13 protein-coding genes are annotated in these 15,985 nt (G+C 57.6%); 10 read left to right on the forward strand and 3 right to left on the reverse strand.

The window, feature by feature from the left end:
- Positions 1-8: 8 nt before the first annotated feature.
- Together AB3X95_RS37555 and AB3X95_RS37560 are read right to left on the reverse strand one after the other, a co-directional pair.
- A complete protein-coding gene (locus AB3X95_RS37555) occupies positions 9-1,205 on the reverse strand; it encodes a M24 family metallopeptidase (protein WP_368593801.1) in 1,197 nt (398 codons plus the stop codon).
- Positions 1,205-1,900 carry a GntR family transcriptional regulator gene (locus AB3X95_RS37560; RefSeq protein ID WP_368593802.1) on the reverse strand — a complete coding sequence of 232 codons (696 nt, stop codon included), beginning with the start codon at positions 1,898-1,900 and terminating at the stop codon, positions 1,205-1,207. The genes AB3X95_RS37555 and AB3X95_RS37560 overlap by 1 nt, the downstream gene beginning before the upstream one ends.
- A 130-nt stretch (positions 1,901-2,030) precedes the next feature.
- Here AB3X95_RS37560 and ehuB point away from each other — a divergent pair, with 130 nt between their 5' ends.
- The 5 genes from ehuB to AB3X95_RS37585 all read left to right on the forward strand — a co-directional run bounded on the left by ehuB (position 2,031) and on the right by AB3X95_RS37585 (position 6,524).
- Positions 2,031-2,921, forward strand: a complete 891-nt coding sequence (ehuB, locus tag AB3X95_RS37565; RefSeq protein ID WP_368623899.1) for an ectoine/hydroxyectoine ABC transporter substrate-binding protein EhuB — start codon at positions 2,031-2,033, stop codon at positions 2,919-2,921.
- A gap of 30 nt (positions 2,922-2,951) precedes the next feature.
- Positions 2,952-3,602, forward strand: coding sequence for an amino acid ABC transporter permease (locus tag AB3X95_RS37570; protein WP_368593804.1), 651 nt, complete (start codon positions 2,952-2,954; stop codon positions 3,600-3,602).
- Positions 3,599-4,261, forward strand: a complete 663-nt coding sequence (locus AB3X95_RS37575) for an amino acid ABC transporter permease (RefSeq protein WP_368593805.1) — start codon at positions 3,599-3,601, stop codon at positions 4,259-4,261. The genes AB3X95_RS37570 and AB3X95_RS37575 overlap by 4 nt, the downstream gene beginning before the upstream one ends.
- 51 nt (positions 4,262-4,312) lie before the next feature.
- Entirely contained in the window at positions 4,313-5,104 is a 792-nt protein-coding gene (locus AB3X95_RS37580; protein ID WP_368623900.1) for an amino acid ABC transporter ATP-binding protein, read from the forward strand.
- A gap of 274 nt (positions 5,105-5,378) precedes the next feature.
- Entirely contained in the window at positions 5,379-6,524 is a 1,146-nt protein-coding gene (locus AB3X95_RS37585) for a porin (protein WP_368593807.1), read from the forward strand.
- Positions 6,525-6,830: 306 nt separating this feature from the next.
- Here the strand turns inward: AB3X95_RS37585 and AB3X95_RS37590 are convergent, their stop codons facing one another.
- Positions 6,831-7,370, reverse strand: coding sequence for an Lrp/AsnC family transcriptional regulator (locus AB3X95_RS37590; protein ID WP_368593808.1), 540 nt, complete (start codon positions 7,368-7,370; stop codon positions 6,831-6,833).
- 186 nt (positions 7,371-7,556) lie between these two features.
- On the opposite strand from AB3X95_RS37590, the gene mdeB reads away from it, so the two are divergent.
- The 5 genes from mdeB to AB3X95_RS37615 all read left to right on the forward strand — a co-directional run bounded on the left by mdeB (position 7,557) and on the right by AB3X95_RS37615 (position 15,650).
- Positions 7,557-10,271 carry an alpha-ketoglutarate dehydrogenase gene (gene mdeB / locus AB3X95_RS37595; protein WP_368593809.1) on the forward strand — a complete coding sequence of 905 codons (2,715 nt, stop codon included), beginning with the start codon at positions 7,557-7,559 and terminating at the stop codon, positions 10,269-10,271.
- Positions 10,272-10,314: 43 nt separating this feature from the next.
- Entirely contained in the window at positions 10,315-12,072 is a 1,758-nt protein-coding gene (gene ilvB, locus AB3X95_RS37600) for a biosynthetic-type acetolactate synthase large subunit (protein WP_368593813.1), read from the forward strand.
- A 70-nt stretch (positions 12,073-12,142) separates the two neighbouring features.
- Positions 12,143-13,504: a dihydrolipoyllysine-residue acetyltransferase gene (aceF, locus tag AB3X95_RS37605; protein WP_368593810.1), complete on the forward strand. Its 1,362-nt coding sequence runs from the start codon at positions 12,143-12,145 to the stop codon at positions 13,502-13,504.
- Positions 13,505-13,547: 43 nt separating this feature from the next.
- A complete protein-coding gene (lpdA, locus tag AB3X95_RS37610; protein ID WP_368593811.1) occupies positions 13,548-15,320 on the forward strand; it encodes a dihydrolipoyl dehydrogenase in 1,773 nt (590 codons plus the stop codon).
- Positions 15,321-15,386: 66 nt separating this feature from the next.
- A complete protein-coding gene (locus AB3X95_RS37615; protein WP_368593812.1) occupies positions 15,387-15,650 on the forward strand; it encodes a hypothetical protein in 264 nt (87 codons plus the stop codon).
- Positions 15,651-15,985: the final 335 nt, after the last annotated feature.

Below are 15,985 nucleotides of genomic sequence, written 5' to 3' on the forward strand. Positions count from 1 at the left end.
GCAATGGCTTAGCGAATCACCGGAAGGGTTGCGGGTGATAGCGCGCTCAGAAACTCAACGCCAGATTCGGTGACGAACACGACCTCCTCGAACTGGAACACTGCGCCGTCACGTTCGAGTTTCGGTTCGATATGCAGAACCATTCCCGGTTCGATGACCGTCATGTCTGCTGCGGACAGAGAGGGCGGCTCGGTTACGTCCATCCCTCCACCATGTCCTATCCGCGAGACCGCGCTGTACACCGTCCCGAGATCGGCACTACGCCACATCTGGTCGAATAGTCTGTAGACGTCCGAACAGGTCATTCCAGGCCGGATCTGACCTGCAAGATCCAGTGTCAGGGATCGCACGGCCCCGTAAGTACGGATTTCCCAGTCAGCGGGCTCACCGGCGCGTGCGATCCGGTTGCAATCCGCGGGATACCCTCCGTACGTCGCCCGGAAGTCGGTCCAGACGTAGTGTCCTTCCTCAAGCCTCCGTTCCTTCGCCGTGCGTGCGTATGCGAAATCGCCCCTCGAGAACAGCATCGCAATCGGTTCGGCGCTTTCCGCGCCGTTGAGGTAGATTTGCGCCTGCATGAGGTAATAAAGCTCATATTCCGTCATGCCGATATAGGCATTTTTGATCGCCTGATTGAACGCGGTGTCGACGATTTCGTAGGCCGTGCGATTCATCTCTGCCTCGAATCTGGACTTGATCAGTCGAACCTGCCAGATAGTATCTGCAGCGCTTTTGACGCAACCTTGCGCATCAAGAGATCTGAGCTCTTCGATCAGCCCGAGGGACCCCCGCCCGAACATGTCCTGGCCATAGTCCACCGCGATATGAGGGGGGCTGGTAGCGGTCCCGCCTTTGATCCATTCCGCGACAGCGCTGACCGCCTCGTCCAGATAGCCGTTGTAGTACACCGGAGCAAAGAGGCGGGGCCTGAGCTCGACTGTCCGGGCTTCCCCGAGACTGCCGAAGAGCGCGAAGTCCGCGAGGGAGATGGCGGCAAAAATGGGACGTGCCTTGTGATCCCAAGAAAGTTCCTGGTAGTCGGTAAAGTAGTCGACGTTCTTCTTGTCCGTAAGAACAATCACGTCAATTTTTGCCTTTACCATCTCGCGGCGGATGTTCGACAGCCGTTGTTGCATTTCGGCTTCCGGGACGGCCGGTGCAGGCGGGCGGAAGGCGCGCGGGATTTCGAGTTGCAGTGCATTCATTATTTAATCTCCATACCTTGAGACGGAAAATTAACGTAGCAGGCGAGACGGTCAAAGGGCGCCTGGACGACGCCGTAGATCGTGACTCCGGCGTCGCTCGTCGCCATCCTGTACACACGACGAAGCATCGGATAACCGATTGGGACCGAGAAAATTTCGCCGACCGTTGCCGAAGCTGGGGCAGCTTCAGCAACAATTCGCGTATTGATAATGTTGATCCCACGACTTCTCAGGGCATCCACAATATAGTTTTTGCCAAACTCCTCCAGGATGTCGTCCTCGATATGTGATGAAAGATAGCTGGCGTCATATAGGAATGGGATGTCTCCGTCGTATATCACCTTTCTTACGCAGAGCATCACTTGATCGGGCGGTTCAATTGCCATCATCGATGGATCGCAGATCTTTTCCCGCGTAACGGAAATCAAGCGTATGTCTGCGCTGTGCAGCGAGGACATACGCAGATCGAGTTGCCGCAAGATGCGCTGAGGCGTCTTCACGTAAGTACCTTTGCCTGGGATCGCGGCGAGGGCGCCCGCTGCCTGCAAGTCCCGAACGGCACGTCTGATGGTGATAGGACTGACGCCGAACTCTGCGCTCAGCGTCGCCGCCGACGGGATCGGCGATTCGCGAACGTAAGTTCCATTCCTGATGCGTCTGAGGATCTCCTCGCGCACGCTCTCGTACAAAGACAAAGAAGTCTCCAGTCTTGGTCTGTTCACGCGGTCTACCGGGTAAGTACCGGTATTGCCATCAGCTTGGCATCTTGACATACCTGATATACCCAGTATACTCACCATATCAACAAAAGGAAAGGAGACAGTTATGAGAATCTCAGCGTTGAGCAAACGGGTGGCGCTTGTTCTGGCAGCGGCCGTGACAGTGGTCAGCACGGGTGTTACAGTTGCTAGAGCGGAATCCACCGAAGACAAGGTTCTTCACGATGGAGAAATCACGATTGGCATCCACAACCAGGTTCCCTGGGGATACCGGAATGCCGATGGCAGCGTTGCCGGAGTCGGCCCCGACATGATCCGGGCGGTGCTTGGGCCGCTCGGCGTGAAGAAAGTTGACTTTGTAATCGTGGACTTCGATGCGCTTATTCCCAGCCTGCTCTCGCGCCGTATTGACGCCGTCGCATCAGGATTGGCAATCACACTGCCACGTTGCAAACAGGTGATTTTTAGCAATCCTGATTTGGCAATCGGTGATGCCCTTCTCGTGAAGAAAGGTAACCCGCTCAATATTCATAGCTACGCCGATGTCGCGAAAAGTCCGGCGGTCCGCATGGCGGGCGGGCGCGGAAGCTCGGCTGTCGAACATGCCATCTCCGCGGGCATTCCAAAAGACCGGATACTTTTGCTGAAGGACGTCGAGTCTTCCGTCGGCGCATTGCTGGCAGGGCGCATTGACGCGGATACTGAGTCCAGCTCCACTGTAATTAATGTACTCAAGGATCCTAACGTCGGTAACAAGCTCGAGCGGGCGATGCCTTTTACCGGTCTGGTGATAAATGGACAGCAGGTAGCGAACTACGCGGCAATCGCTTTCCGGCCAGAAGATGCAAAGCTGCGGGACACCTATAACGAAAGTCTCGCCAAAATAAAGGCCGACGGGACGGTCAAAAAGATCTTTGCTAAATACGGTTTCAGCGATTCTGAGATCGCACCCAGCGATATGACTGCAAAAAAGATCTGTGGCGACGATTTTCGATAAACCAGTGACCCGGATACTCCAGGAGGGCAAATGAATTTTCCCAATGTCATGCTGGGGATCTATAAAGGGTTTGGGGTCACTGCGACCGTTACCATCCTTGGTCTCCTATATGCGATACCGTTTGCCCTGCTTGGAGGAATCCTTCAGAACTTTTCGAGCGGCTTTACTCGCAAGGCCATCACCTTCGTCATCGAATTCTGGAGGAGTTCGCCAGTTATTGTGCTCCTCTATGCTTTCTACTACACGCTACCGGCATTTGGTATCTACTTGTCTGGCGTGACGGTAGGCGCACTCGTCCTCGGGTTGAATTCGGGCGCCTACAGTAGCCAGTCTGTCCGTGCCGCATTGCAGTCGCTTCCGCGTGGGCAATGCGAAGCGGGTCTCGCTTTGGGCTTGAGCCGGGTCGAAGCACTCTTTCTCATCGAGTTGCCGCAGGCAATCAGGGCGATGATACCGGCCTTTATCAATGATTTAATTCAGTTGATCAAGGGAACTGCATTGGTATCACTTATTACGTTGGCGGACATGACGTTTCGCGCTAAGGAAATCGCGCAGTTGAGCTACGATCCCTTGTTGATCTACTCGAGCCTTCTGCTTGCTTATCTGGCGCTCTGCTATCCAGTGACCATCTTCGGGCGCTACCTTGAGAAGTCACACGGAAGTCGGCGGGGGAGAACATGAACTTCGATCTTGCTTTCGCGTTGCGAATCATACCGCGGGTACTGGAGGGAGTCGGCAACACTCTCCTTGTAGCAATCCTTAGCTTCATTGGTGCGCTTACACTTGGTTTTGTCTGGGAGATGTTGCGCCGCTCGAGCAATGTGGTCCGTCCCGTCATCCAGTTCATCATCGATGCAATCCGGTCTACACCTGCGCTCGTTCAGATTTACTTTCTGTTTTTTGTTCTGCCCTACTATGGAGTCACGCTGCCGGCGTTGTTCGTCGGGGTTTTTGGTCTGAGTTTCTACTACTCAGGATATATGGCCGAAGTGTTCAAGGCTGGCATAGATGCTGTCCCCGTTGGACAGTCCGAAGGCGCAAAGAGCCTCGGACTCAGCTGGTGGGACACCATCGCTTTCGTGATTGCGCCGCAGATGTTGCGAAATGTCGCCGCTCCCCTTGGTGCCTATTCAATTGCAATCCTGAAATCGACGCCCTACCTTTCGGTGATTGCGGTTCCCGAAATGCTCGGCAGCGCATTGGACGTGGCTTCCGATACCTACCGTTATGCTGAACCAATGCTCGTTGCGGGGATTCTGTTCTTGGCACTGGCGCTCATCGCCGTTGGCCTGGTTGCGCGCGTAGAACGATCTCTCGGGATTGGCGCTGTGCCGCGGTGAGCAGATCACAAAAGCAGTAGTACATCGTATAAAGTTGTTGTGGAGGACGACATGGCATCCCAATTGACGCGCCCACTCGCCACTGCGAGTGTTTGCGCACAAGCGTCTCCAATTGCTGTCGAAATGGAGAAGGTCTCAAAATGGTATGGCAACTTCCAGGTTCTGCGAGAAGTGAGTCTGGAGGTGGAATTTGGCGAAAAAATCGTTATCTGCGGCCCCTCCGGGTCCGGCAAGTCAACCTTGATCCGATGCATCAATCAGTTGGAGACCCACCAAGAGGGACGAATCAATGTCAACGGCGTGGAGATGCACGCGCGCATGAAAGGATTGGCCGCGTTGCGTCGCGACGTTGGCATGGTGTTTCAGCAGTTTAACCTGTTCCCACACATGAACGTACTGGATAACTGCACCTTGGCCTTGAGACGAGCACGAAAGGTGTCAAGGGAAGAGGCAGAATCGGTTGCAATGGAAAATTTGCAGCGTGTACGGATACCGGATCAGGCAAAGAAATTCCCGGCGCAGTTGTCGGGAGGGCAACAGCAGCGCGTTGCGATCGCGCGTGCTCTCTGCATGAAGCCAAAAATCATGCTGTTCGACGAACCCACGTCCGCGCTTGACCCGGAAATGATCAAGGAGGTACTGGACGTCATGACGGGCCTAGCAAGTGACGGCATGACGATGATCTGTGTGACCCATGAAATGGGTTTTGCGCGCGAGGTGGCGGACCGGGTAGTGTTCATGGACGCAGGTGAGATCATCGAGTGCGCAGATCCAGAGACGTTCTTCCGGAGCCCGACACACCTACGCGCGAAGCAATTCCTCAGCCAGTTGTTGCATAAATAGGGCGACATAATTTTCAAGAGAAGTTTGCCGGAATCCACGTCGCTATAGGCACGAACTGACAGTTTTCCGGAACAGTCGAACAACCTGTAAGCACGATATTCTGACGCGAGGATCGATAGGGCAGGCGACAGAGGAGTGGTTCGTGCCACCACTAACGGAGCCGGGAAAATTGCGATGAGATTGAGGCTGTAACGTGCGAAGGCTTAAAAAGTGACTAAATAGCAATTAGGTATGCAAATAAAATAACGTCGTTTTCTGATTTGGAGACATTTAAATGAAGATGAAATTGCTTGTTGCGTCAGTTGTGACGGTCGTAGGAGCTTCCGCTTATGCACAAGGGTCGGTTACCTTGTACGGTCTGTTCGACGAGGGATTCGACTTCACGAACAATGCGTCAGGAAGCAAGGCTTACGAACTTCAAAGCGGCTATGTTCAAGGCAGTCGTTGGGGTCTGAAAGGTAGTGAGGATCTTGGCGGTCAATTGAGCGCAGTGTTTCAGATTGAAAACGGCTTCAACGTCAACAATGGAAAGCTTGGCCAGGGCGGCCTGATGTTCGGACGTCAGGCATACGTGGGACTGTCAAGTTCGACTTATGGCAAGCTTACCTTTGGTCGACAGTATGACTCTGTTGTCGATTACTTCTCGTTGACGACGGCAAATGGAAACTGGGCGGGTTATCTGTTTTCTCACCCATACGACAACGATAATACGGATGGTACGTTCCGTGTCAATAATACGGCGAAATACACCAGTCCGAATCTCGGGGGCTTCCAGTTTGGCGGCACTTATAGTTTCTCTAACGACACCAACTTCGCTAACAATCGCCAATACAGCCTAGGTGCGCAATACGCCACTGGAAGCTTTCTGTTCGCGGCGTCTTATTTGCAGGCTAATAACCCGTCTTCAACTGCAACCGGTGCGATCAACAACGGCGGCGATGAGAATTTTGTGGGTGACCGGCTTCGCATTTTCGGTGCAGGTATTAACTACTATGTTGGAAGCGCCACGTTCGGCTTCGCTTACTCAAACGTGGATGTGAAGAATCCGGTGAACTCCGGCTATGTGGGCGCTATTACACCTGTTAGCGGTCCCGCTTCGGACCTCCGCTTCCAGAACTTCGAAATCAATGGCAAGTACCAGTTCACGCCAGCGTTCTATGTTGGCGCGATGTACACGTATACACATGCGACGATGAACACGGCGGCGGGCACCTTCCACCCGAACTATCAAACAGTCGGGTTGATGGGCGACTACAACATTTCAAAGCGAACCGATGTTTATCTTCAGGGGGCCTATCAGCACGTCGGAGGAGATGCAACAGGTTCAGTGCTGGATTTCGCATATGTACCCGGTGCTTACGGTGTTTCCTCGGGCAACAGCCAGCTCGTTATGCGCCTCGGGCTTCGTCATAAATTCTAGTCAGCTCGGCTTGACCTCAAATCGGGGAGATCGGGCGGTTCTCTGAAGAGCAGTGCAATGTTGGCCAATCTCGCCGCGGCGCGACAGGGTAAAAAGGCGGCGAGTTCGCATCGTCTAATACCGGTCTGAAGGTATTAGTGTTCAGGGACTGAGTTCGACGCAAATCCATAGTTCGCGATCTGGCGGGGATGACGCGGCCGTGGACGACGGGGCATTTTCGGCTTCTGCATTATCTGTCTGCCCGGTCGGCTACTTGTCGGCACAAGGGCGTTACCAGTGCCAACGTTAGACGTTGGCTACTGCCCCTCAAGTCCATTCCTGAGGCGTTTCCTCGCCACTCGGCAACGTGAGGCCAACAGTCGGTAAAGGCAACGCTGTCTTGTACCGCACCTGCTTAAGCGCAAAGCTGGAGCGGATGTTCGACACGCCGGGTATTTTCGTCAACCATTGAACGATGACGTGCTCAAGGCTTTGCATGTCAGGCACGACAACCCGCAGCAGATAATCGGCATCGCCCGTCATCAGATAGCACTCCATCACCTCGGGCCGATCGGTGATCTCCCTCTCGAAGCGGCGCAGTGCGTCTTCTACCTGTTGCTCGAGCCTGACCTGAATGAAGACATTGATACGCAACCCGAGTGCGCTTGCGTCGAGGAGGGTGACGTGCTGCCGGAACAGACCGAGCTTTTCGAGTGTGCGCACGCGATTGAAGCAGGGAGTTGGAGAGAGGTTAACAGCGCGTGCGAGCTCGGCGTTTGTGATACGCGCATTGTCCTGCAACTGCCGCAGGATCGCGATGTCGGTTCGATCCAACCGGCGGGTTGGAAGCTTTGTTTCGGACGTCATAGTATGGAAATCTCACGTGAGACTGCGTTCCCAGAATTTATACCCTATCTGAAGCGAAAACTACCAGCAAAAGAGACGCACATTTTGTGAACAGTTGGATAAGCTCTTCTCACGCCGTCGAACTGTCTCGTTCGACATGCATGAGTCTCAAATCTCACGAATCTCACTGTTCAGCATGGAGTCACCATGACCGATTTATCGAGCGGTGCCAAACCGGTTCTCGCCCTCGCTCAAACCCGTATCGACAACGATCCGCAGGAGACTGCCGAGTGGATCGCCGCACTCGACGGCGTGGTGGAGCATGTCGGGCTCGAGCGCGCCCAGTATCTCTTCGACCGTCTGGCGGCGCACGCCTTGTCGAGCGGTATTGCAACGGCACGTGCGAATGTCACACCCTATACGAACACCATTCCGGTCGACCAGCAGCCGCCGTTTCCAGGTGACGTCGATATGGAAGAGCGACTCGCAGCTGCACTACGCTGGAATGCGCTCGCGATGGTGGTGCGGGCGAACCGCGCTTACGGCGAACTCGGGGGACATATTGCGAGCTACGCGTCGGCAGCGGATCTCTTTGAGGTGGGGTTCAACCACTTCTTTCGTGGTGCCAATGATACGCATGGAGGTGACCTCGTCTATTTCCAGCCCCACTCGTCACCGGGCGTGTATGCGCGCGCATACCTGGAAGGTTTTCTGAGCGAGCAGCATCTGGAGCATTACCGTCGCGAGATTGCAGGCCCGGGCCTGTGTTCGTATCCGCATCCCTGGCTGATGCCCGACTTCTGGCAGTTTCCAACGGGTTCGATGGGCATCGGACCGATCAACTCGATTTACCAGGCGCGTTTCATGCGCTATCTGCAGAACCGTGGGTTGCGCCAAACGGAAGGGCAAAAGGTCTGGGGGTTCTTCGGGGACGGCGAGATGGACGAGCCCGAATCGATTGGGGCCTTGTCTCTTGCGGCCCGCGAAGGGCTCGACAATCTCGTTTTCGTGATCAACTGCAATCTGCAGCGACTTGACGGCCCCGTGCGAAGTAACGGCCGCATCATCGACGAACTCGAAGCGCAATTCACGGGCGCGGGCTGGAACGTCATCAAGGTGGTTTGGGGTTCCGACTGGGATGCGCTTTTCGCACGCGATCGCACTGGCGCCTTGTTGCGCGCGTTTGCGCATACCGTCGATGGACAGTTTCAGACCTTTTCGGCCAATGACGGCGCCTACAACCGTGAGCGCTTCTTTGGACAGAACGAGGAACTGGCTGCGCTCGCCGCGCATCTGAGCAACGATGACATCGACCGTCTGCGCCGCGGCGGACATGACGTACGGAAGCTGTATGCGGCGTACGACAAGGCACTGAAGCATGGTGGTCAACCCACTGTCATTCTCGCGAAGACAATGAAGGGCTTCGGCATGGGCTCGATTGGCCAGGGCCGGATGACTACGCATCAGCAGAAGAAACTCGACATCGAACAGCTGAAAGCGTTTCGCGACCGGTTTCGCTTACCCATTTCCGACGAGGAGGTCGAACAGCTGCGGTTCTACAGGCCGGCGGACAACAGTCCGGAAATGCGGTACCTGCATGCCCGGCGCGAAGCGCTTGGCGGATATCTGCCCCGCAGAAGGAGAGCCGCGTCGCAAACGCTGCCTGTGCCGGCACTGTCGGCCTGGGGGCAATTCGCGCTGGAAGCCAGCGGCAAGGAGATGTCAACCACGATGGCGTTCGTGCGGATGCTCGGAAGCCTTCTGAAGGACCCGTCGCTCGGTCCTCGCATTGTCCCTGTGGTTGCCGACGAGGCACGCACGTTCGGCATGGCGAATCTGTTCCGGCAGGTTGGGATCTATTCGCCGCTCGGGCAACTGTACGAGCCCGAAGACATGGGTTCGATGCTGTACTACCGGGAAGACACTGGCGGACAGATACTGGAAGAAGGCATTTCGGAGGCCGGCGCTGTGTCGTCTTGGGTTGCGGCGGCAACTTCATACAGCGTGCACGACCTGCCCATGCTGCCGTTCTACATCTACTACTCGATGTTCGGTTTCCAGCGCATCGGCGATCTGATCTGGGCTGCTGCTGATCAGCGAGCGCGCGGCTTTCTGATCGGTGCGACGGCGGGCAAAACGACGCTCGGTGGCGAGGGTTTGCAGCATCAGGACGGCACGAGCCATTTGGCGGCTTCAACGGTACCGAACTGCCGAGCCTATGATCCGGCATTCGCGTACGAGGTAGCCATGATCGTCGACGAAGGCATGGGCGAAATGATCGAACGTCAGCGCGATGTGTTTTATTACCTGACGGTGACGAACGAGAACTACGCCCAGCCTTCGCTTCCGGGTGCACCCGTCGAGGGCGTGCGTGAAGGTGTGCTCAAGGGTATGTATCCGCTCGACGCGACATCCGTCGGTCGGACACAGGTCCAGTTGCTCGGTTCGGGGGCGATTCTGGGCGAAGTGCAGGCCGCTGCGCGCTTGCTGAAGGAAGACTGGAGCATCGAAGCTTCTATCTGGAGCGTCACCAGCTATACCGAGCTGCAACGGGACGGTGTCGCAGCCGAACGCACCGATCGTTTGTTCAATGAGGATCGCGGTCCCGCTCCGTATGTGACGTCTGTGTTGTCTCCCACTCGGGGGCCCGTGGTCGCAGCAACAGACTATGTGCGTGCTGTGCCGGAACTCATTCGTGCGTATGTGCCGCGGCGCTACGTGACACTCGGCACCGATGGCTTTGGACGCAGTGATACCCGTGCGGCATTGCGAGCCTTCTTCGAAGTCGACCGGTATTCGATCGCGATTGCTGCGCTGAAAGCGCTCGCGGACGACGGCGCAATCCCGGATGAGGTCGTCAAACAGGCCGTTGATCGCTATGGCAAGCATGATGGTCAACGGGCCCCGCCGTGGCAACGGTGATCCGCACCATGCGGAGCCAAAAATGAAAATTGCGGGTTCAGAGATGCAACAGGTTGCGAAAGCCGGTCCTTCGGGCAATTCGGGCACGGATGGCCACGCGTCGGGAGCACAGGTGGTCATGTCCGTCTTGCGCGCAGAGGGTGTTGATGCGGTTTGGGGGTACCCAGGGGGCGCCGTCCTGCCACTCTACGACGTGCTTCAGGAATCCATCGATATCACCCATTTGCTGGTTCGCCATGAACAGGCCGCCGTGCACGCGGCAGATGGTTTCGCGCGCGCAACGGGAAAGGTCGGCGTAGCGCTGGTGACGTCGGGGCCGGGCGTGACGAACGCGGTGACGGGCATTGCGACCGCCTATTTCGATTCGATCCCGCTGGTGGTGATCTCCGGTAACGTGCCCACACACGCTATTGGAACCGACGCGTTCCAGGAGTGTGATGCTGTCGGGATCACCAGGTCGATCGTCAAGCATAACTTTCTGGTGCTGGACGTCTCGCAACTGGCGAAGACGCTAAAAAGCGCGTTCCATGTTGCCCGCACCGGACGCCCAGGCCCCGTACTGGTGGATATTCCCAAAGATGTACTTCAGGCGAGGACGCCGTTGTGCATACCTGAATCCATTGAGCTACGGTCCTACCGTCCACGCACGGATCCTCACGCGGGACAGGTGCGTCGAGCCGCCGAAGCGCTCGCACGCTCACGCAGGCCATGCATTCTGGTTGGCGGCGGAGCGGTCGCGTCGGCAGCAAGCGAGGAGATTGGGGAACTCGTGCGGCGACTTGATGCGCCGGTGACGAACACGTTGATGGCGCTCGGCGCCTTTCCCGCTTCAGACAGGCGGTGCCTCGGGATGCCAGGGCTGCATGGCACATACGAAGCCAACATGGCCATGCAGCATTGCGACGTGCTGATTGCGTTCGGTGCGAGATTCGACGATCGGGTGGTTGGAAATACCGGGGACTTCCGCTCCGGTGGCAGGACGATTATCCATGTCGATATCGACCCCGCGTCCATAGATAAGCGGGTGCAGGTTGACATACCGATCGTAGGAGATGTGAGGACCTCAGTGCGCGCGATACTGGAGCAGCTCCGGGCACAGCGGATCAATGACGGAAATCGCAACGACTGGTGGAGAGAGATCGAGGCCTGGCGTGCGAAGCGCTGCCTCGCCTACGAGCCGGACGCCGATGTGATCAAGCCTCAGTTTGTTATCCAACGGCTTTGGGAAGCTACCGGAGGCGATGCCTATATCTGTTCGGATGTCGGGCAGCACCAGATGTGGGCCGCGCAGTTGTATGGATTCGACAAACCGCGTCGATGGATCAACTCAGGCGGGCTTGGAACCATGGGTGTCGGACTGCCCTACGCAATGGGCGTCAAACGGGCGCTTCCGGACGCGGACGTGGTCACAATCACCGGGGACGGTTCGATCCAGATGTGCATCCAGGAGTTGTCGACCTGTAAGCAGTACGACATCGGCGTCAAAATCGTTTCGCTTAACAACGGCTTCCTCGGTATGGTAAGGCAACTGCAGCATGTGAATTATCGTGACCGTTACTCTCACTCGTACATGGACGCGTTGCCTGACTTTATCGCGCTCGCCCGCGCTTACGGGCATGTCGGCTTTCGCATCGAGCGACCATGCGATGTCGAGCCGGTGCTGCGTGAAGCACTTGCCATGAAGCAGCGTACGGTATTCATGGACTTCGCCATTGATCCGTCCGAGAACGTCTGGCCTATGGTACGGGCTGGCGCGGGACTGACGGACATGCTGATGAATTCGGGCGACCTCGACCGGTAGTTCGATATGACTAGGGCTTCGGGCATCCACGTGTCCGCTGCCTGTTCCGGCCGGAGCGAAATACTACGCGATGATTGTTGCTCTCGCTTTGGAGCGCGATTGGGAGATTACTGAAGTGCATGTAAGAGAGATTAAGGTGCCTGACATTGGCGACTACAATGGCGTGCCCGTCATCGAGGTGCTGGTGGCTCCCGGTGATGTAATACAGGAAGAGCAATCGCTGGTTACGCTGGAGTCGGACAAGGCCACCATGGATGTGCCCAGTCCTCTTGGCGGCGTCGTTCGGGAAGTAAAGCTCAAGATCGGAGATACGGTGTCGGAAGGCTCGGTCATCCTGCTCATGGAGCCGCACGGCGCGGTGGCCGAGGTGGTCACCGCTGAGGCGGGTCCCGTGGCGAAGCTCGGGCTTTATGACGGTTCACCCATTGTGAATGAACTGCTTGAACCGGCAAGCCGTCCCTCCGCGCCTGCGCCAGCGGCTGTAGTCGCGCAGAAGGACGTTCGGATGTCGAGCCATGCTTCGCCCTCAGTGCGCAAGCTGGCGCGGGATCTCGGCGTGGAAGTGGCTAGGATTGTGGGCTCGGGCCCGAAGGGTCGCATCACGCAGGACGACGTTACGGCGTTTGTGAAGGGCGTGATGACGGGTCGACTGGCGGCGCCCGCTGCTGCAGCAGCCCCGGCGGCCGTGGGAGGCGCGGGTCTGAACCTGCTTCCTTGGCCGAAGCTCGACTTCACGAAGTTCGGGCCGGTCGATACGCAACCGCTTTCCCGCATCAAGAAGATTTCGGGTGCGAACCTGCATCGCAACTGGGTCATGATCCCGCACGTCACGAACAACGACGAAGCGGATATTACCGAGCTCGAAGCGCTGCGCGTGCAACTGAACAAGGAAAATGAGCAGGCGGGCGTGAAATTCACGACGCTCGCGTTCGTCATCAAGGCCTGTGTCGCGGCGCTGAAAAAGTTCCCGGCGTTCAACGCGAGCCTTGACGGCGACAACATTGTCTACAAGCAGTTCTACCACATCGGTTTTGCCGCCGACACGCCGAACGGCCTCGTCGTTCCGGTGATTCGCGACGCGGACAAGAAGGGCCTAGTCGATATCGCGAAGGAGATGACGGAACTGTCGAAGCTCGCGCGCGAAGGCAAGCTGAAGCCGGACCAGATGCAGGGCGGCTGCTTCTCGATCTCGTCGCTGGGCGGTATCGGCGGCACGCACTTCACGCCGATTATCAACGCGCCTGAAGTCGCCATTCTCGGCCTGTCGCGCAGCGCCACGAAGCCCGTGTGGGACGGAAAACAGTTCGTACCGCGCCTCATCCTGCCCCTGTCGCTTTCGTGGGATCACCGCGTCATTGATGGCGCGGAAGCCGGACGCTTCAATGCCTATCTAGCCACGATTCTGGCCGACTATCGACGGGTATCGCTTTGACCGGCGACAAGCCCCGGCACAAACGCAAAGAAGAAACTAACAAATGACGCTTATCGATGTAAAAGTGCCCGACATCGGTGACTTCAGGGACATCGAGGTCATCGAAGTCAACATCAAGGTCGGCGACGTTATCGAGAAGGAGCAGACGCTGTTGTCGCTCGAGTCGGACAAGGCCACGATGGAAGTGCCCAGCAATGTTGCGGGCACCGTCACGGAAGTAAAGATCAAGGCTGGCGACAAGGCTTCGCGGGGCACGGTAATCGCTCTGGTCGAGACGTCGGAAGTTGCGGCCGCGCCGGGTCCGAAGGCGGAAGCACCGAAGGGGCCCAAGGTAGCGGAAGCACCGAAGGCCGCCGACGGTTCGAAAACCGCGACGCCGCAAGCCGGCAGCTATTCGGGTTCCGTCGACGTCGAATGCGACATGCTCGTGCTCGGCGCCGGTCCCGGCGGCTACTCGGCGGCATTCCGCTCGGCCGATCTCGGCATGAAGACGGTGCTCGTCGAACGCTATTCGACGCTCGGCGGCGTGTGTCTGAACGTCGGCTGCATTCCGTCGAAGGCGCTGCTGCACACGGCGCTCGTGATCGACGAAGCAGAAGCGCTCGGCTCGCACGGCATCACGTTCGGCAAGCCGCAGATCGATCTCGACAAACTGCGCGACTTCAAGTCGGGCGTCGTCAAGAAACTGACGGGCGGTCTCGCGGGGATGGCGAAGGCGCGCAAGGTCGAAGTCCTCACGGGCCTCGGCGCGTTCGTCGATCCGTATCACATGGAAGTGCAGGGCGAAAACGACAAGAAGGTCGTCAGGTTCAAGCAGGCGATCATCGCGGCGGGTTCGCAAGCCGTGAAGCTGCCGTTCATTCCGGAAGATCCGCGCGTCGTCGATTCGACGGGTGCGCTGGAGTTGCGCCAATTGCCGAAGCGCATGCTCGTGATCGGCGGCGGCATCATCGGTCTCGAAATGGCGACGGTGTACGCGACGCTCGGCGCGCAGATCGACGTCGTCGAAATGCTCGATGGCCTGATGGCGGGCGCGGACCGCGATCTCGTGAAGGTCTGGGAGAAGTTCAACAGCAAGCGTTTCGGCAACGTGATGCTGAAGACCAGGACGACGGGCGCGGAAGCGAAGCCGGACGGCATCTACGTGACGTTTAAAGGCGAGAAGGCGTCTGCCGAGCCGCAACGCTACGACCTCGTGCTGGTCGCCGTGGGCCGCAGCCCGAACGGCAAGAAGATCGGCGCGGACAAGGCAGGCGTGGCCGTGACGGATCGCGGCTTCATCGACGTCGACAAGCAGATGCGCACCAACGTGCCACATATTTTCGCGATCGGCGATGTCGTCGGCCAGCCGATGCTCGCGCACAAGGCCGTGCACGAAGGCCACGTCGCGGCGGAAGCGGCGCATGGCGAGAAGGCGTACTTCGACGCGATGCAGATTCCGTCGGTGGCTTACACCGATCCGGAAGTGGCATGGGCGGGCAAGACGGAAGACCAGTGCAAGGCCGAAGGCATCAAGTACGGCAAGGCAGTGTTCCCGTGGGCCGCGTCGGGCCGCGCGATCGCGAATGGTCGCGATGAGGGCTTCACGAAGCTGATCTTCGACGAAGAAACGCATCGCGTGATCGGCGGCGGCATCGTCGGTCTTAATGCGGGCGACCTGATCAGCGAAGTGTGCCTCGCGATCGAGATGGGGGCCGACGCGACGGATATCGGCAAGACGATCCATCCGCACCCGACGCTCGGCGAATCGATCGGGATGGCCGCGGAACTGTACGAAGGCGTTTGTACGGATCTGCCGCCGCAAAAGAAGAAGTAGAGCGCGAACGGCGTGGGACCGCAACGACATTGGGTATGGGCGTTCAGGAATTCACACTACGATTGGATGAACACACATAACTTTATCGGCGCAACACCATGTGACGATGCTGCTGTGCCGGCTTTTCAGTCCAATCAGCAACTCAAACACGTAATTTTGCTAAACGAAGTGGCCGAGCCGACTCGGTCGAGACCGGTGTCTACGCTACCTGTCAAAGGGAAGCAGATTTCTCCCTATGCTTCGTTGTTGCAAAGTCCGACATCGATGCTGGTGAGCGTTGTGAATGAACGGGCCGATGTCTCGCGTGCTGCAATTCTCGGCTACAACTGAGTAGAGGCGGGGCAATCGAGCGCAGCCCCCGTCTGCGCGTCACGGCGCGCATCTATTACTGCGGGAGCAATCCGCGAGCGGAGCGCGGGGCTCGTTCGCCTCATGCGAACTGGACTCCATCGGGAGAGCCGAAGATCGTCTACTGACGAGAACCAAAGAGGCGACTATCCGGTGCAGGCTTTGACGTTGTCGAGTAGCCCGGTCGCGCGCGATCCGCCTGCAGCGTCACAAAGCACAGCGACCGAACTTGATCACGCACGGTGGCCGAGAAAACGGGGTAGGCGATAGCTGTATTGAGTCGAAAGGCTCATATGCTTTGCCTGAAAGGAAGGCGG

It is taken from the genome of Paraburkholderia sp. BR13444 (genome assembly GCF_040948755.1).
In the GTDB taxonomy this organism is placed as follows: Bacteria; Pseudomonadota; Gammaproteobacteria; order Burkholderiales; family Burkholderiaceae; genus Paraburkholderia; species Paraburkholderia youngii.

Bases quoted from the DNA above. Each gene is read 5' to 3' on its own strand.
- AB3X95_RS37555 (WP_368593801.1), bottom strand. From the start codon at position 1,205: ATGAATGCACTGCAACTCGAAATCCCGCGCGCCTTCCGCCCGCCTGCA.
- ehuB (WP_368623899.1), top strand. From the start codon at position 2,031: ATGAGAATCTCAGCGTTGAGCAAACGGGTGGCGCTTGTTCTGGCAGCG.
- AB3X95_RS37570 (WP_368593804.1), top strand. From the start codon at position 2,952: ATGAATTTTCCCAATGTCATGCTGGGGATCTATAAAGGGTTTGGGGTC.
- AB3X95_RS37575 (WP_368593805.1), top strand. From the start codon at position 3,599: ATGAACTTCGATCTTGCTTTCGCGTTGCGAATCATACCGCGGGTACTG.
- AB3X95_RS37580 (WP_368623900.1), top strand. From the start codon at position 4,313: ATGGCATCCCAATTGACGCGCCCACTCGCCACTGCGAGTGTTTGCGCA.
- AB3X95_RS37585 (WP_368593807.1), top strand. From the start codon at position 5,379: ATGAAGATGAAATTGCTTGTTGCGTCAGTTGTGACGGTCGTAGGAGCT.
- AB3X95_RS37590 (WP_368593808.1), bottom strand. From the start codon at position 7,370: ATGACGTCCGAAACAAAGCTTCCAACCCGCCGGTTGGATCGAACCGAC.
- mdeB (WP_368593809.1), top strand. From the start codon at position 7,557: ATGACCGATTTATCGAGCGGTGCCAAACCGGTTCTCGCCCTCGCTCAA.
- ilvB (WP_368593813.1), top strand. From the start codon at position 10,315: ATGCAACAGGTTGCGAAAGCCGGTCCTTCGGGCAATTCGGGCACGGAT.
- aceF (WP_368593810.1), top strand. From the start codon at position 12,143: ATGATTGTTGCTCTCGCTTTGGAGCGCGATTGGGAGATTACTGAAGTG.
- lpdA (WP_368593811.1), top strand. From the start codon at position 13,548: ATGACGCTTATCGATGTAAAAGTGCCCGACATCGGTGACTTCAGGGAC.
- AB3X95_RS37615 (WP_368593812.1), top strand. From the start codon at position 15,387: ATGAACACACATAACTTTATCGGCGCAACACCATGTGACGATGCTGCT.